Below are 15746 nucleotides of genomic sequence, written 5' to 3'. Positions count from 1 at the left end.
TCACTTTGAGACGAGTTCCGGACAGACTTCCTCATAGAAGCGCTGGGCTCCGTCGTGAAGGGGGATGGGGAGGTCCTCACACAGAAAATCCCGGTCGGACAGGACAGACATGGCGGGATACAGTTCCCCCATGATATCGGCAGACTCCCACAGGGCCTGGGTCATGGAGTAAACCAGCTCCTCGTCCATGGAGACGTCTACACACAGCAGGCACTTGACCCCAAAGGTGTCTACATCCTGGGACTGCCCGGGGTAGGTGCCGGCGGGGATGACGGCGGGGTAGTAGAGGTCGTTCTGGGAGAGGATCAGATCCAGCTCCTCCTGGGTGTAGCGCAGCAGGCGGGAGGGGACCCGCTCCGGGAGCTGAGCCAGCCCGCTCACCGGGGCGCCGGTAAAGCCATGGATGGCGTCCAGGTCGCCGCTGAGGATCAGGTCCGTACCTGCCCCCAGGCTGCAGTTTTCCAGTACAGTCCCATCGCCATCCAGCCTCAGGGCGTTGATCACAGCCCAGGTGGCCAGCTCGGAGGCGGAGCCCTGAGGGCCTGCGCCGATGCGCATTCCCTTCAGGTCATGGACATAAAACGCGCCGGTGCGAATGGGGGACATCCAGTTGGAGGTGCTGGAAAAGACAGCGGCAACGGCCCGCAGGTCTTCATTAGTGGGGGCGCTGTCCTCCGTGCCGTAGACAGCGGTATAGGCGGAGTCGCCCGCCACCAGCCCCAGGTCGATCTCGCCGGAGGAAAGGTTCTGAATGTTCATGAAGGAGCCTGTGGAGGTGCTGATGTTGAACTTCAGCTGGTCGGTGCTCAGGACCTGGGCGATGGCAGTGCCCACGGGGGTCATAGTGCCACCGGTGTCTGCGGTGCCGATGGTGAGCACGATCAGGCCGTCCGCATCCAGCGGTGAGATATCCTCGGGCTGCGATGCACAGCCGCCGCAGGCGAGGCATAGGGCGGTCAGACATGCCAGGACCGCCTTATTGCGAAAAAACCCCAAGAGACCACCCTCCCTATCCATGGAATTCATGCTGCTGTCTCTACTATACCACAGATGTGGAAGATTTTACAACCTCAAAATACAATGGGACAGGGGCGCGTATCAGATACGCGCCCCTGTCCCATTGTAAAGAGGGAGGTGAATCGATTTAGTGAGCAAGAAGGCCGCCAAACACGGAGAGGAAAATGGGGTTATAGATATCGTCGATAATGACGGCGAAAGAGGGATACAGCACCCAGGCCACATTGTGCCAGCCGTACTGATCCATAACAGCCTTCTCATTGGCAACGGCATTGGGACCAGAGCCGCAGCCCCAGCCGCAGTTGCCGGCGGCCATGACGGCGGCGCCGTAGTTGCGGCCGAACATGTTGTAGGAGACAAAGATGGCGAACAGAGCCATGAGCGCTGCCTGAAGCAGCAGGATGATGCCCATCTGCCCAGCCACGTCAGCCAGAGCAGTAATGTCGATGGTCATCAGCACCAGGGCCAGATAGAGCTCCAGGAACATATGCTCCAGGGCGTCCACCTCGGGGGTATAGAACTTGATGTGGGCGGCCTCCATCACATTGCGGGCGATGGCGCCGGCGAACAGGCAGCCGATGAACTTGGGCATCTCAATCATGGGGATGTTGTCCAGGATGCAGTAGATGGGCATGCCCAGGGCGCACAGCAGCAGGACCATGCCGAACATGGAGACCATGCGGCTGTTGCTCAGTTCATTGATCTTGCCGTCAGCGGCCGCCTCGGGCTTGTCGTTGGGGTCCGCCTTCAGGTGGTGGCGGCTGATAAGGAACGCAGCCACAGGGCCGCCGATGAGGGAGCCCATGATGTTGCCCAGGGTGCCGGCGGTGACGCCCACGGTGGTGGCGGACTCAGGGGCACCCCAATCGATGAAGATGGGGCCGAAAGCGGAGGCGGTGCCCACGCCGCCGGACATGGAGGCGGAGGAACACTGAAGAGCCAGATAGGGGTCCATCCCGATGAGGTTGCCCACCAGTACGCCCAGCACGTCCTGGAGGGTGATCAGCAGGCAGGCGGCCACAGCGATCATGATGCACAGCTTGCCGCCGGCGTGCCGGATCAGCTTCCAGCTGAAGCCGAAGCCCACGCACATAAAGAAAATGTTCTGGCACAGGTCCTGGATGGTCTTGACATCGAAGGAAAAGGCCATCACGCCAGATGCCTTTAGAATGGCGACTGCGATAGAGAACAGCAGGCCGGAGACCACAGGAGCGGGAATTGCAAATTTTTTCAGAAGCGCGGAGCGCTTGACGATGGCGTGGCCCAGAAAGATCACAATAGCTGCGAAACCAAGGCTGGTGAGATACTCGAACTGAAAGGAGCTGACCGCTCCATCCACACCAGCTGTGTAGGTCCCGAAATAGCCAAGGATTTTTTCCAAAGTCATACACATCTCTCTCCTTTCTTTCCTGCCCGGCAGTCCGCCGGACACACACCTTTTACAATAAAGATTCTATAAAGACAAGGGGAAGAAGTCAATTTATCGTAATTATTGAAGGGCTTTTGTAACTATTGTAACTGAATAGGCCCCCAAAATCAGGCTGTGCGGAAAGAAAGCTGAGCGGGAAGGAAAAAGCAGGCATCGGTCCTGCGATGCCTGCCGGGAGGGATAGGGATGATATTCAGCTGTGCAGCCTCAGGTAGCGGATGGAGGGGCGGCCTCCGGTCTGGTAATCGATGGAGCTGGTGATCTCCCCCTGATCCACCATGTAGTTGACATAGCGGCGTACCGTGATACGGGACAGGCCCACATGTTCGGCGATCTGTTCGCTGGTAAAGAAGTGCTCCGGGTTCTCATCGAAAAAGCGGCGGATCCTGGACAGAGTGCTGAAATTCACGCCCTTGTCCAAGGGCGTACCGGGAGGCACTGCCTCCCGGTGATGGACCAGCTGGTCAATGGCGCTCTGGTCCATGCTGCCGGGCCCCTGCTCCAGCAGCCGCCTGGCCTGAAGGAACCGGTCCAGTGCCTGACGGAAGCGGGGGAACTGGAAAGGCTTGACAAGATAATCCAGCACCCCCCGGGCGAGCAGGCCCTGGACGATATGGGTGTCGTTGGCGGAGGTGACCGCGATGATGAAGGGGCTCTCCCCCAGGGTGTGGAGCTGGTCTACGAATTCAGTGCCGTTCATGCCCGGGGTGTAGTAGTCCAGGATGATCAGATCCGCCTTGAGCTCCGGCAAATGGGCCAAAGCCTCTCCGCCGCTCTTGAAGGTGCGGACCACACGGAACTGGCTGTCCGCCTCCACGTACTGCTTGTCGATGGCGGCCACCATGGGGTCGTCCTCGATGATAATGACTTGGTACATCCGGTCTCACTCCTCTCTGGTAAAGGTCAGGGTGAAGCAGGTGCCTACCCCGGGCTCGGTCTCCAGCTCGATGCAGCCTCCATGCTCGTCCACCAGTCGGCTGATCAGATATAGGCCGAAGCCACGCCCCTCCCCCTTAGAGGAGAATCCTTTGTCCCAGATGTGGGGCAGGATGTCGGGGGCGATGCCGCCGCCGGTGTCCTCGCAGACCACCAGATTGCAGTCAGGGCGGCAGTACATGGACAGCTTGATCTCCCGCACCTCGCTGTGGCTTCGGCTGAGCTCGTCGATGGCGTTTTCCAACAGGTTGCCCAGGATGGTGGCATAGTCCTCCGGGGAGAGGAGCAGGTCCTCCTCCCGGCAGAAGCTGTCGTGGGTTACGGTGAGCAGGATGCCCAGCTCGGCGGCGTGCATCATCTTCCCGATGATGAGGGCGCACAGGTGGGACACCCGGATACAGTCCGCCGTCTCCCGGATGGACTGGCTGGTGACCAGACTGGTGTTCATGATGAACTGGACAGCTTTCTGGCTCTCGCCGGTCTGGAGATAGCCCAGGATGATGTGGAGCTTGTTCATGAACTCGTGGTTGAAAAAGCGCAGGGTGTCCAGCATGTAGCGGGCACCGGAGAGCTCGTCGGACAGCTTGCGCATCTCCGTCTTGTCGTGGAAGACGTTGAGCACCCCCTGGGAGCCGTTCTCCCCCAGGATGGGCACCTCACTGGCCAGGATCTGGCGCTCCTGGATGACGCAGGAGCGGTTGTGCACCGCCTGCCCGCTGCGGGCCACCTGGATGCAGCCCGTCTCCGGGAAGAAGCGGGTCAGCGGCTGTCCCTCCAGGGGGGTGGAGCCGCACTGGAGCAGGGTCCGGGCCTGGTCGTTGGCAAAGACCACCTGCCCCCGCAGGTCGGTGGCCACCAGGCCGTCCTCGATGGAGTTGAGCAGGTCGTCCTGCTGTAAGTAGAGGTCCAGCAGTTCCTTGGGGTGGTGCCCGCGGAGGGAGCCCTTCAGCAGATGGACGATTCCACGGGCGAGCAGAAGGGCCACACCGAACATGCCGCCCAGCACCAGAGAGAAGAGCAGCACGAGATTGAGGCTGCGCTGGAGAATGTCGGCCCGGAAGATGGCCGCGGTGACAAAGCCGATGATGGAGCCAGACCCGTCCCGGACCGCATGGAAAGCCACCCGCTGGTTGCCGTGGGTGCCGTAGCCGGTGGTGATATAGGGCGGGGAGCCGGACAGGATGGCAGTCTCCTCCCCGGCTACAAAGGTCTCGCCGGTCTCCAGGCGGCTGGTGTGGTAAAAGCGCAGACCGTTTCGGTCATAGACAGCAATGATGTCAATGCCAGGAAAATTCTGGTGCAGGGAATCCAGCGACCCGGTGACCTCCTGGGTGGGATAGCCATTCGCCAGCATCTCCGCCACGCCATCCATAGAGGCCACATAGGCGGCGGTGCTGGAGATGGTGGAGTCGATGCTCTGACTTTGGCGGGCGATATCGAAATAGAGGGTGATCCCCAGAGAGAGCATCAGGAGCAGGGCGGAGACAGCAGAAAAGCTGAGGAAGAGCTGCCGCTCCAGGGAGAGGCTTTTGATCTTTTGCAGCATGGAGTCACCTCCGCGATCGAGGGTCGGCCAGGGTCAGAGCTGGTTCCGGTCCCGAAGCCAACTGGGGAGGGTCCTGGCCCGGATGCTGGAGACGATGCCCATGGCGGTGTAAAGGGTGATGATGGAGGAGCCGCCATAGCTGAAAAAGGGGAGCGTGAGCCCCATGACAGGCAGGATGTACAGGCACATGCCCACATTGAAGAATACCTGGGCCAGCAGCATCCCGGCGATCCCCATGGATACATAGGCGGAGAAGGGGGAGCTGGCGTTCCGGCCCACCCAGTAACACCGCAGGATGATGAGGGCCAGGACCAGGAGCAGCAGGAGGCAGCCCACCATGCCAAGCTCCTCCCCGCAGACGGAGAAGATGAAGTCGGTCTGTCGGGCAGGGAGAGCGGCACTGTATGATGCCTGAGTCTGGGTGCCGTTGAGGTATCCCTGGCCGGTGAGCTGGCCCGAGCCGATGGCCAGCAGGGAACGGCTCTGCTGGAAGCCAGCCCCCAGCGGATCCAGGCTGTGGTCCAATACGACCATAAACCGATTGCGGATATAGGCGAAGCGGTCACTCTGGAGGATGGTGAACCAGGCCCCAAGAATGGCACCCACGAAGCACGTCCCGCCCAGAGCGAACCATCGAGCCTTCACCCCCGCCATCCAGGAGATGGTGACGAAGAGGAACAGATAGATGACGCACATACCGATGTCACCGCAGACCACGGCGATCAGCCCCACCATCAGCAGGGTATGACCGGTGAGCTGGGCCACGGAGAAGGGGGAGCTGATGTCCCGCTCCTGCTGGTGGATGCGGGCGGCCTGCCAGGCCAGAAGCAGGATAAAGGGGATCTTGACGATCTCGTTGGGCTGGAGATCCAAGGGGAAGTGGGGGATGATCCGGTCCAGGGCGAGCCAGTTCCGGTTGCCCCCCGATTCCTTTCCCAGGGGGGTCAGGAGCAGGAGAATGAAGCCCACATCAAAGGCCACCAGCCACTTCCAGCACTTCTCCACGAACAGCTGGAAGTCCACAAAGGTGAGGACGATATAGATGACCACGCCGATGCAGATGGCGACGGCCTGGACGATCACGTTCCGATTATTATTATCGAGATAGCGGGTGGCGCTGTAGATCAGGGCCAGGCCGTAGCCGCTGGCCGTGAGACATAGGAACAGAAGGAGCACATCGCCCTTCTTGAAAAACTCCCGGATGGGGGAAAACAGGGTGGTCACGTTGTCACCTCTTCAGTAGGGGGAAATATTTTCTTTCAAATTGTTATTTTACCGCCTTTGTGTGAAAAAGTAAACTGACAGTTCTGAAAAAAGGGCGGTTGGGACCGCGTTTCCTCCCGGCATGTGGAGCTGCGGGCGGGAAAAGCATGAGGACGGCGGAAACATCACTGGAAAAGCGTGGGGGACCTGTGTTATAATCGGAGGCGAGAACGTGGAGCCGCGATGTCCGCGGGGAGAGGAGCGAGCATGGAATTTGTGACCAACAGCCCCGAGGAGACGGAGGAGCTGGGAGAACGGCTGGGGCGGGCCCTGTCCCCGGGGGATGTAGTGGCCTTTACCGGGGACCTGGGGGCGGGCAAGACCGCATTCACCCGGGGCATCGCCCGGGGGCTGGGGATCGGGGATCGGGTGACCAGTCCCACCTTTGCCATTGTCAACGAGTATGAAGGGGGGCGGCTGCCGTTGTTCCACTTCGACATGTACCGCCTGACCTCCTCCGACGAGCTGTTCGACATCGGCTGGGAGGACTACCTGGCCCGGGGCGGCGTGTGCGCCGTGGAGTGGAGCGAGAATGTGGCGGACGCGCTGGAGCGGGACACTGTCCGGGTGGACATCCGCCGGGGCGGGGAGGAGAGCAGGCGGGTGATCTCGGTGGAGCCTGTCCCCGCCGGATTTTGAGCAGAGAGGGGAGATCGACGATGAAAATACTGGCCCTTGAGACCTCGGCGGCGGCCTGTTCCGCCGCCCTGTGCCAGGACGGGACCCTGCTGGCCCAGAGCTGGCAGAACAGCGGGCTGACCCACAGCCGGACCCTGCTGCCCCTGGTGGACAGCATGCTGAAGAACTGCGGCGCGTCCCTGAAGGAGGTGGAGGTAATCGCCGTGGCGGCCGGCCCCGGCTCCTTCACCGGGCTGCGCATCGGCGTGGCTACCGCGAAGGGGCTGGCCTGGCCGGAGGACAAGCCCTGCGCCCCCTGCTCCACCCTGGAGTCCATGGCCTGGCCTTTGGCCCACCTGGAGGGGCGGGTCATCGTGTGCGCCATGGATGCCCGGCGCAGCCAGGTGTACAATGCCCTCTTCCTGGCCGCAGGGGAGGGCCTCCAGCGGCTGACGCCCGACCGGGCCATCGGCCTGGACCAGCTGGGGGAAGAGCTGAAAAAGGTGGAAAAAGAGAAAATTGTAGTTGGAGACGGGGCCAGGCTGTGCTATAATACTTTAACAGAGCAGGGTATCACCCTGAAAATGGCCCCGGAGCATCTGCGGATGCAGAGCGCCTGGGGTGTGGCCCGCGCGGCGCTGGAGCTGGTCCGTTCAGGCGGACTGGTCTCCGGAGAGGAGCTGGCCCCCGTGTACTGCCGCCTGTCTCAGGCGGAGCGGGAGCGGCTGGAGCGGGAAGCTAAATCAAAATAAAAAGGGGAGCGTTTCAGATGTTTGACAGCAAAGTCCATGTTTTGGATCACCCGCTGCTCCAGCACAAGCTGAGTATCCTGCGGGACGAGCGCACCGGTGTGAAGGAGTTCCGGGAGATCGTGTCCGAGATCGCTACACTGGAGTGTTATGAGGCTACCCGTGATCTGCCTCTGGAGGATGTGGAGATCAAGACTCCCGTGGCCACCGGCACCTTCAAGTGCCTGACGGGGAAGAAGCTGGCCATTGTTCCCATCCTGCGGGCCGGGCTGGGCATGGTGGACGGCATCCTGACGCTGATCCCCTCCGCCAAGGTGGGGCACATCGGCCTGTACCGGGACCCGGAGACCCTGGCACCGGTGGAGTATTACTGCAAGATGCCTCACGACATCGCCGAGCGGGACGTCATCGTCCTGGATCCCATGCTGGCTACCGGCGGCTCCGCCGTGGCGGCCATCCAGTTCCTGAAAAACTATGAGTGCAGGAGCATCAAGCTGATGAACATCCTGGCCGCCCCTGAGGGCATCCAGGCAGTGCGTACCGCCCATCCCGATGTGGACATCTATGTGGCCGCGGTGGACGAGAAGCTCAATGACCACGGCTATATCGTCCCCGGCCTGGGCGACGCGGGCGACCGAATTTTCGGCACTAAATAAGTATCGGATACAGGCAAGGCGGCGGGCCCCTCTGGCAGGAAGGGTCCGCCGCCTCTGCACTGTTGTCATTTTCTGGGGTGCTGGGGATGAAAGGGAGACGGCGAGGGAGGATTTGACAGGGGCGCGGAATTCCTCTATAATAGTAAAAAACTGCAAAAGGAAGCGGCCCGAGCCAGAGAGAGGCCGGAATGGAGGAGCATGTGATGGACATCCATGTGGGAGATGTGCTGAAAATGAAGAAGGCTCACCCCTGTGGAAGCCAGGAGTGGCTGGTCCTCCGGGTGGGCATGGATTTTCGGATGCGCTGTCTGGGCTGCGGACACGAGGTGATGCTTCCCCGGAACAAGGCGGAGAAAAGTGTCCGAAAGGTGTATCGGGACGGCACGGAGGTCAAACTGGAGGCGCGCCCGGCAAAGGGCGGCCAAGGAGGAGGGGAAGAGGCATGAATCAACGATACTGGAGCAGCCGGATTCAGGGACTGGTGCCCTACACCCCCGGGGAGCAGCCCAAGGACCGGACGTTCATCAAGCTGAACACCAACGAGAACCCCTACCCCCCTTCTCCCCGGGTGCTGGAGGCCATCCGGCGGGAGGCGGATCAGCGCCTGCGGCTCTATCCTGATCCGGAGTCTGCCGCGCTGCGGGGGGCGCTGGCGGAGCACTATGGCGTGGAGCCGGAGCAGGTGTTCTGCGGCAACGGCTCAGACGAGGTGCTGGGGCTGTGCTTTTACGCCCTGTTCAGCCCCGGGCGGAAGGTGGTGTTCCCAGACATCACATACAGCTTCTATCCGGTCTATACCGAGCTGTTCGGGCTGGACTATGAGGAGATCCCCCTCAACGAGGACTTCACCCTGCCGGTGGAGCGCTTTCTGAGGGGGAACGGCGGCGCGGTGATCTGCAACCCCAACGCACCCACGGGCCGGGCCCTGCCTTTGTCTGACATCCGGCGGATCGTGGAGGCCAACCCGGCAGCGGCGGTGCTGGTAGACGAGGCCTACGCCGACTTCGGGGCCCAGTCCGCTGTGGAGCTCATCGACCAGTATCCCAACCTGCTGGTGGTCCGCACCATGTCCAAGTCCCGGTCCCTGGCGGGGATGCGGATCGGCTACGCCCTGGGCAGCCAGGACCTGATCGCTGGGGTAAACTGCGTGAAGAACTCCTTCAATTCCTACCCCCTGGACCGGCTGGCCCAGGCGGCAGGGGAGGCGGCCGTGCGGGACACGGCATATTTTGAGGAGACCCGGGGCAAGATCATGGCGACCCGGACGTGGGTCACCCACAGGCTGCGGGAGATGGGTTTCCAGGTCCATGACTCCAGCTCCAATTTCCTGTTCATCGCCCACCCGGACCACTCCGGGCGGGTGCTCCAGCAGGGGCTGCGGGACTGGGGCGTGCTGGTGCGCCGGTTTGAACGCCCCAGGATACAGGACCATCTGCGGGTGTCCATCGGGACAGACGAGGAGATGGAGGCCATGTGCCGGGCTATGGAAGAGATTTTGAAAGGACAGTGACCCATGCGATACGACAGTGACCTGCTGTACCGTCCCCCAGGGGAGTGGCGCAGCTATCTGCTCCAGTGCACCATCGGGTGTTCCCACAACAAATGCACCTTCTGTGCCATGTACAAGGAGAAGAAGTTTCGGGTCCGCCCGGTGGAGGAGATCCTGGAGGACATCGACATGGCCCGCAGCTACTACGGGCCCAATGTGGAGCGGGTCTTCCTCATGGACGGGGATGCCATCGTGATGAGGACGGAGCAGCTGCTCCAGATCCTGGAGAAGCTGTATGCTGCCTTCCCTAAGCTCCAGAAGGTGACCACCTACGCCGGCCCCAGGAGCACCCTGAGCAAGACGCCGGAGGAACTGCGCGCCCTGCGGGAGGCCGGACTGACCCGGGCCTATCTGGGGGTGGAGAGCGGCAGCGACGCAGTGCTCCAGGCCATCCAAAAGGGCTGCACCGCCGCGGAGATGCTCCAGGCGGGCCAGAACCTGGTGGCGGCGGGCATCGACCTGTGGGCCATCGTCATCCTGGGCCTCACCGGCCAGGGGGGCGACTGGGAGGAGCACGTCCTGTCCACCGCCGGCATCATCAACAAAATGAAGCCCCGCCACCTCTCAGCCATGACTTTTGCCCCTGCGGCGGGCACCCCGCTGGGGGAGGACGTGCTGGCCGGGCGCTTTCAGGTGTGTACCCCGGACCAGATCCTGGAGGAGTGCCACCTTCTGCTGGAGCACCTGGATGTGGACCCCCTCCACTTCACCAGCAACCACGCCTCCAACTACCTGCCCCTGAAGGGGGGGCTGCCGGAGGACCGGGAGAAGTTCCTCTCCCTGATCGACCAGGCGCTGGAAGGCAAGATCCGCCTGCGCAAGACCCTGAATCGGGGGATCTGAGATGTCCCGAAAGTGAAGACCGCCCCGCCGGAGCCTTTGGTTCCGGCGGGGCGGTCTTTATCGGTTCAGCGGCGGCGGCGTCCCAGCCACAGGTCCGTCCCGATAAGGATGGCGCACCAGAGCAGGATCAGCCCCCCGATGAGCAGAGCGCAGTTGCGGAAAAAGACCTCCGGCAGGATCAGGATGATCTGGTCCACCGCCGGGTCGAAGAGCCAGTTGTCCTTCCCCGGGAAGAACAGGGCGTGGAATACCACAAAAGCCCGCTCAAAGTCCAGGGAGGCCAGCAGGCCCACCACGGCGAAGACGGTGCCCAGCCCCGCGGCAGCCCAGAAGCCGGGGCCCCGGCCCAGAAGGGGGCGGGGCACCAGGCCCATCCTCCGGCCCAGCAGGAACCAGAGGAGCAGGAGGGCGGCAGACAAGGCCAGCACGGCCAGATCCAGCAGGAAGAGGACCCGCACATCGGCAAAATGGTCCCGGCCGGACTGTGACCAGGACAGCGCGCCGGTGGAGAACTCCGGGGCGCCCAGGCAGAAGTCCAGCATCTCGTCATAGGCATGGCGGATCGCCTCCTCTGTCAGGCCGGTAGCCTGGACCAGCCCCAGAGGGCCGATATGGGCGTAATAGAAAGGGCGGCAGAGGATGGGGACCGCCACAGAGGAGGAGAGCACGAGGCAGGCCGTAAGGACGGCCAGCAGGACGGACAGGATCTTACTCTGTTTCATCAGGGACACCTCCCGTAGGGATGACCAGACCGGACAGGACGATGAGCACCTGCCCGGGGAGGTAGAAGAGCCACATCCCTACCTGGGCCACGGAAGAGAGGGGGGGAGGGAAGAGGCTGGGGAACTGAGAGACTGCGACCAGCATGTCGCACATGAGGTAGAGGAGCAGTCCCAGGGAGAAGAGGCGGCCCCCGGCGTCCCGCAGAGACAGGCTCAGCAGGGCGTTGAAGAGGAAGTGGGAGAAGTAGAGGGCCGCGGCTGCGGTCTCCGGTGTGAAGAGCTCCAGCTGGTACAGGGCCACCAGAAGCAGGGAGAACAGAAGGAACCTGGGAATGAGCAGGGCATGGCCTCCGTTGGCCTTACAGATGCGGACCATATACGCAACCTGGACCCCGTAAAAGAGGAGGATGCCCAGGAGGTACCAGCGGTCCAGCACCAGCAGGAAGAGGTCGGCCGCTGCGGTCATGGCCAGCGCGGCGGCCACCAGGCGGTCTCCGCCCCGGGAAGCCCCCGCCAGGGCCATGAGCAGGCACAGCAGCAGGGCGGCATACTTCAGGGCGGTGCTCAGAGGACCAGGAGAGAGCAGGTCCAGGGCCAGGAAGGAGAGGTAGAGCGCCCCCTCCAGCAGCAAAAAAGCCGGCACGCTCCACCGGCAGAGCCGCTCGATCAGAATGTTCTCCTCCCTTCCACAAAGGCTGTCCCGTTCAGTGTAGCACGAATGAGAAAAAAATACAATCCTTGTCAACAGAAGAGGACCGCAGCGCCCGGAAAAAGGCACTGCGGTCCTTGCTGATGTCGTGAAGCAGGATGGAAGGTTACTTCGCGGCGGTGTTTTTCTTCTTGCCGAAGATGGTCATGCAGCCCTCAACAGCCAGCACGATAGCCAGGATGAACAGCAGCACGCCCAGGATGGCCTGCGCATAGGGGGCCCAGTCGGTGGCAGCGCCGGCGGTGATCTTGCCCACCTGAGTGCTGATGGTCTGAGCCAGGGAAGTCAGGGTGACGATCAGCATGAAGATCATGGGGATGTAGAACATCTTGTTGTTCTTGCCGATGTTGCCCAGCCAGGCACAGACGGCCAGCAGGGCCAGAGCGGCCAGCAGCTGGTTGGCGGCGCCGAACAGGGGCCAGATCTTGGAGTAGCCGGTCATGCCCAGACCCACGCCCAGCACCACGGTGATGGCGGTGGCGACCACGGGGTTGGTGAGGATGGCCTTGAAGCCGGTGGCCTCCTTATAGGTTTGGCCGGGCTTCAGCCAGAACTCCTGGAACATGTAGCGGGCCAGACGGGTGGCAGTATCCAGGGAGGTCAGGCAGAAGACAGATACGGTCAGCACCAACAGGGAGCTGACGGTGGCCTGTGTGCCCGCCAGGCCGGGGATGGAGGCGATCATGCGGGAAATGCCGGTGGCAAACACCTGGGTGGGGGTGACGATCTCGCCGGAGGCGTACTCGGTCCAGATGAAGGACACAGCACACAGGGAGACCAGGGCCAGCGCACACTCGATGAGCATGCCGCCGTAGGCGATGGGCTTGGCGTCCCGCTCGTGATCCAGCTGCTTGGCGGTGGTGCCGGAGCCCACCAGGGAGTGGAAGCCGGAGATGGCGCCGCAGGCGATGGTAACGAACAGGGCGGGGAAGACATAGCCCAGGGAGGTGCCGGTGGGCGCCAAGTTGTCATAGAAGCCGGTGAAGGCGGGCATATCCATGTGGGCAGCGTCCGCACCAGTGAGACCGGCCCCGATGACGCCCACAGCGGCGATGGCCATCATGGCGTACAGCAGGAAGGAGGACAGATAATCACGGGGCTGGAGCAGGATCCACACGGGAGCCACAGAGGCCACCAGAATGTAGGCGCCGATGATCCACATCCACACGGAGTTGGACAGATAGATGGGGTGCCAGTTCAGGCCGATGAGCAGGCAGATCACGATGCCCACGCAGCCGGCAATGGTGGCCACTGCCAGGGAGGCCCCGCGGCGGTAGACAAAGAAGCCGAACAGGACGGCCATGACAATGAACAGCAGGGAGATCATGGCCACGGACGCGTTGGTGGCAGAGGCGGCGGTGTCCAGCACGCCGTCCACATAGGTGGCCTGGAAGGTGCTGGCCACGATGGAGGCGAAAGCGGCCACCACCAGCACCAGGGTCAGGTAGGAAAAGATCAGGAACAGCTTCTTGGCACGGTCGCCGATGTTCAGGGCGACCACCTCGCCGATGGACTGGCCCTTGTGGCGGATGGAAGCGAACAGGGCACCGTAGTCATGGACGGCGCCGAAAAAGATGCCGCCGATCAGCACCCACAGCACCACAGGCATCCAGCCGAATACGGCGGCCTGGATGGGGCCGTTGATGGGGCCGGCGCCGGCGATAGACGAAAAGTGGTGGCCCATCAGCACCGGAGCCTTGGCGGGGACATAGTCCATGCCGTCCTCCAGCTCATGGGCAGGGGTGGGCCGGGAGTCATCCACGCCCCACTGCTTGGCAAGCCATCCGCCGTAGAAGATGTAACCTACGATCAGAATGACAATGCCAATGGAAAGAACTAACACTGCATTCATTTAAGTTTCTCCTCTCCTTAACTTAAATTTCTGGATCTCGCGGGCCACAAGACCACTCAGGCTCTTCCCCAGATCTTTGCCGCTGCGGTTCGTGGCGATGTCGCCGGTGGACAGGTCCACCGCTGCTATACGAAACTCCATCCATCCATGGAGCGATAGCTTAAAGTCCCGGTGCTTCTTCAGCTTTTGAAGCTGGGCCAGAGCGTCCGGGTCGGCCTGATCACACAGGACCACGGCCGACAGATAGGTGCACATATGCTGGGAATGGGGGCGGATGCGTGGCATCCCGTCCTCCAGCGTGCGGGCCTGAAGCTCCACCAGGCTGGTGAAGTCCAGCCGGGGGAGGGAGTATAGGTAGAGGTATTCGTGGGTCTCCGCCGCCCACAGCTCCGCCTTTTTGATCAGTACGTACTGAGAGCCGCGGGAGTGATAGGCGCACAGTGCTTTCAGGGGGGAGCCGTCTTGGACGGGCTCTACGTCAAAATAGGCTGTGTATGCCTCCGAGAGGCGGGCGAGGAGGGTATCGCGCAGTTCAGACACAGGGGACCTCATTTCCATGGGGCGCCATAGGCAGAACAGAAGCGGAAACCGATTCCCGCTCCCGCCCAAATAAACCCCAAAATTATGAATAAAATGTTAAAATCATGATAGCAGATTTCCACATATTTTGCAAGGAAATTCTTCAAAAAGGGAGGAAAGAAATGAAGATCCTCCATCAAATTCTTTTGATTAAGATAGAATAAACAAAAAAATAAAGAAGAAGGAGAAGAAATTGTGCAGAAAACCGCGGGATGGGAGAAAAAAGAAAAAAAGGGACAGCGCTGTGCAGGATTACCGCCGTTTTTTATAGGGGAAATATGGAGGGCGTGGGGAGAGGGGAGACGTTCCGGGGGTTTGACAGCGGGTGCGGGATTGAGTACAATGGGAAATCATGCGCCAGGCCGCGCCGGCCCCCGGAGAGAGGGGGGGCGCGGAGACGGACAGGGCGCTCTTCCCAAAAGTGAGTCCCGCGAGCGGAGGTTGTCTACATGAGTTGGGAAAGAATGACTGCTATAGGCCCGGCGGGGGAGAACAGATGGAGCCGTTGGCGGCGGCTGCTGGTCCCGTCCCTGTTTTTTGCTGGGGTCATCTACTATGAAGAACTGTTTTTGAAGCTGTTTTGTTTCCACGCCGTCACGCCGGTGGGGGCGCTGTTCACCCTGTTGTTCACCCTGCCCATCGCGATCCTGCTGGGACTGCTGTGCGGCGGGGTCGCCCCACGAAAGGGGCGGGTGCTGCTGCCGGCAATGACCCTGCTGCTCTCCGTGTGGATGGGAGCCCAGAGCATCTATTATCACCTGTTCAAGACCTTCCTCACAGCTTTCTCCCTGACTAAGATGGGGATGGTGGCCGGTGCTTTCGGAGACATGGCGGTTGGGGAGATCCTGCTCAACTGGTTCCCCATCGCCATGATGGCGGTCCCCTTCGGACTGGCGGTGGTCCTCCGCCGGCGTCTGATCCCGGAGGAGGGCCCCATGTCCAGAAGGATGGGGGCACGGTGGGCCCTGCTGGCGGCGGTGGTCCAGCTGGCTGCCATGGGCATCGTGATGTGCTGCGGCGGGGGCTCCATGTCCCTGCGCTTCATCTATCTCCAGGCGGCGGTGCCGGAACTGGAGGTGCAGAACTTTGGGATGCTGACCCAGAACCAGCTGGAGCTGCGCAGAGTGCTCTTCGGGATCACCCCGGAGGACCAGAGCCTCCGGAAGGGGCAGGCGCTCCACCTCTACCGGCCGGCCAGTGAGCCGGTAGAGAAGTATTTGATGTCGTCATAAGTGGCGTTGGCGCCCAGGTGATAGGTGGCATTATCCTGGGCCTCGG

The 15746-nt window shown here is 61.8% G+C and carries 16 protein-coding genes; 7 read left to right on the top strand and 9 right to left on the bottom strand.

Annotated features, from left to right (window positions below; genetic code table 11):
• The 5 genes from NE584_RS14675 to NE584_RS14655 all read right to left on the bottom strand — a co-directional run bounded on the left by NE584_RS14675 (window position 1) and on the right by NE584_RS14655 (window position 6152).
• Window positions 1–996 carry a TAXI family TRAP transporter solute-binding subunit gene (locus tag NE584_RS14675; protein WP_256183108.1) on the bottom strand — a complete coding sequence of 332 codons (996 nt, stop codon included), beginning with the start codon at window positions 994–996 and terminating at the stop codon, window positions 1–3.
• A gap of 148 nt (window positions 997–1144) precedes the next feature.
• A complete protein-coding gene (locus NE584_RS14670) occupies window positions 1145–2398 on the bottom strand; it encodes a sodium/glutamate symporter (RefSeq protein ID WP_050625439.1) in 1254 nt (417 codons plus the stop codon).
• Between the two features lie 241 nt (window positions 2399–2639).
• Window positions 2640–3323 carry a response regulator gene (locus NE584_RS14665; protein WP_050623861.1) on the bottom strand — a complete coding sequence of 228 codons (684 nt, stop codon included), beginning with the start codon at window positions 3321–3323 and terminating at the stop codon, window positions 2640–2642.
• A 6-nt stretch (window positions 3324–3329) separates the two neighbouring features.
• Window positions 3330–4928 (bottom strand): ATP-binding protein, encoded by a 1599-nt coding sequence (locus NE584_RS14660; RefSeq protein WP_108980861.1) that lies wholly within the window; start codon window positions 4926–4928, stop codon window positions 3330–3332.
• Window positions 4929–4961: 33 nt separating this feature from the next.
• Window positions 4962–6152, bottom strand: a complete 1191-nt coding sequence (locus NE584_RS14655; protein ID WP_050623863.1) for an FtsW/RodA/SpoVE family cell cycle protein — start codon at window positions 6150–6152, stop codon at window positions 4962–4964.
• A 246-nt stretch (window positions 6153–6398) separates the two neighbouring features.
• Here NE584_RS14655 and tsaE point away from each other — a divergent pair, with 246 nt between their 5' ends.
• The 6 genes from tsaE (at window position 6399) to NE584_RS14625 (ending at window position 10606) form a co-directional block, all read left to right on the top strand.
• Entirely contained in the window at window positions 6399–6830 is a 432-nt protein-coding gene (tsaE, locus tag NE584_RS14650; RefSeq protein ID WP_108980863.1) for a tRNA (adenosine(37)-N6)-threonylcarbamoyltransferase complex ATPase subunit type 1 TsaE, read from the top strand.
• A 20-nt stretch (window positions 6831–6850) separates the two neighbouring features.
• The gene (gene tsaB / locus NE584_RS14645) at window positions 6851–7561 is read left to right on the top strand and encodes a tRNA (adenosine(37)-N6)-threonylcarbamoyltransferase complex dimerization subunit type 1 TsaB (protein ID WP_050623865.1); all 711 of its coding nucleotides are present in this window, start codon (window positions 6851–6853) and stop codon (window positions 7559–7561) included.
• 17 nt (window positions 7562–7578) lie between these two features.
• Entirely contained in the window at window positions 7579–8214 is a 636-nt protein-coding gene (upp, locus tag NE584_RS14640) for a uracil phosphoribosyltransferase (protein WP_050623866.1), read from the top strand.
• Window positions 8215–8417: 203 nt separating this feature from the next.
• Complete coding sequence (locus NE584_RS14635; protein ID WP_050625440.1) at window positions 8418–8660, top strand: DUF951 domain-containing protein; 243 nt, start codon at window positions 8418–8420, stop codon at window positions 8658–8660.
• Window positions 8657–9724: a histidinol-phosphate transaminase gene (gene hisC, locus NE584_RS14630; protein ID WP_256183107.1), complete on the top strand. Its 1068-nt coding sequence runs from the start codon at window positions 8657–8659 to the stop codon at window positions 9722–9724. Before NE584_RS14635 ends, hisC begins: the two co-directional genes overlap by 4 nt.
• A 3-nt stretch (window positions 9725–9727) precedes the next feature.
• Window positions 9728–10606, top strand: a complete 879-nt coding sequence (locus NE584_RS14625; RefSeq protein WP_050623868.1) for a radical SAM protein — start codon at window positions 9728–9730, stop codon at window positions 10604–10606.
• 65 nt (window positions 10607–10671) lie between these two features.
• Here NE584_RS14625 and NE584_RS14620 read toward each other — a convergent pair whose 3' ends face one another.
• The 4 genes from NE584_RS14620 to NE584_RS14605 form a co-directional block, all read right to left on the bottom strand.
• Window positions 10672–11328 (bottom strand): TIGR01906 family membrane protein, encoded by a 657-nt coding sequence (locus tag NE584_RS14620; protein ID WP_256183106.1) that lies wholly within the window; start codon window positions 11326–11328, stop codon window positions 10672–10674.
• Window positions 11315–11971: a lysoplasmalogenase family protein gene (locus NE584_RS14615; protein WP_256183104.1), complete on the bottom strand. Its 657-nt coding sequence runs from the start codon at window positions 11969–11971 to the stop codon at window positions 11315–11317. The genes NE584_RS14620 and NE584_RS14615 overlap by 14 nt, the downstream gene beginning before the upstream one ends.
• A gap of 172 nt (window positions 11972–12143) precedes the next feature.
• Window positions 12144–13889, bottom strand: coding sequence for a carbon starvation protein A (locus tag NE584_RS14610; protein ID WP_050623871.1), 1746 nt, complete (start codon window positions 13887–13889; stop codon window positions 12144–12146).
• Window positions 13890–14429 (bottom strand): hypothetical protein, encoded by a 540-nt coding sequence (locus NE584_RS14605; RefSeq protein ID WP_050623872.1) that lies wholly within the window; start codon window positions 14427–14429, stop codon window positions 13890–13892. It abuts the gene before it with no gap.
• 488 nt (window positions 14430–14917) lie between these two features.
• On the opposite strand from NE584_RS14605, the gene NE584_RS14600 reads away from it, so the two are divergent.
• A complete protein-coding gene (locus NE584_RS14600) occupies window positions 14918–15700 on the top strand; it encodes a hypothetical protein (protein WP_256183103.1) in 783 nt (260 codons plus the stop codon).
• The last annotated feature ends 46 nt before the right edge of the window (window positions 15701–15746 follow it).

Origin of the sequence: Clostridium sp. DFI.5.61 (genome assembly GCF_024462915.1) — a bacterium.
Lineage (GTDB): Bacteria > Bacillota > Clostridia > Oscillospirales > Oscillospiraceae > Lawsonibacter > Lawsonibacter asaccharolyticus.
Note: the sequence above shows the minus strand (reverse complement) of the source record. Positions and strands in the feature narration are given on the sequence as shown.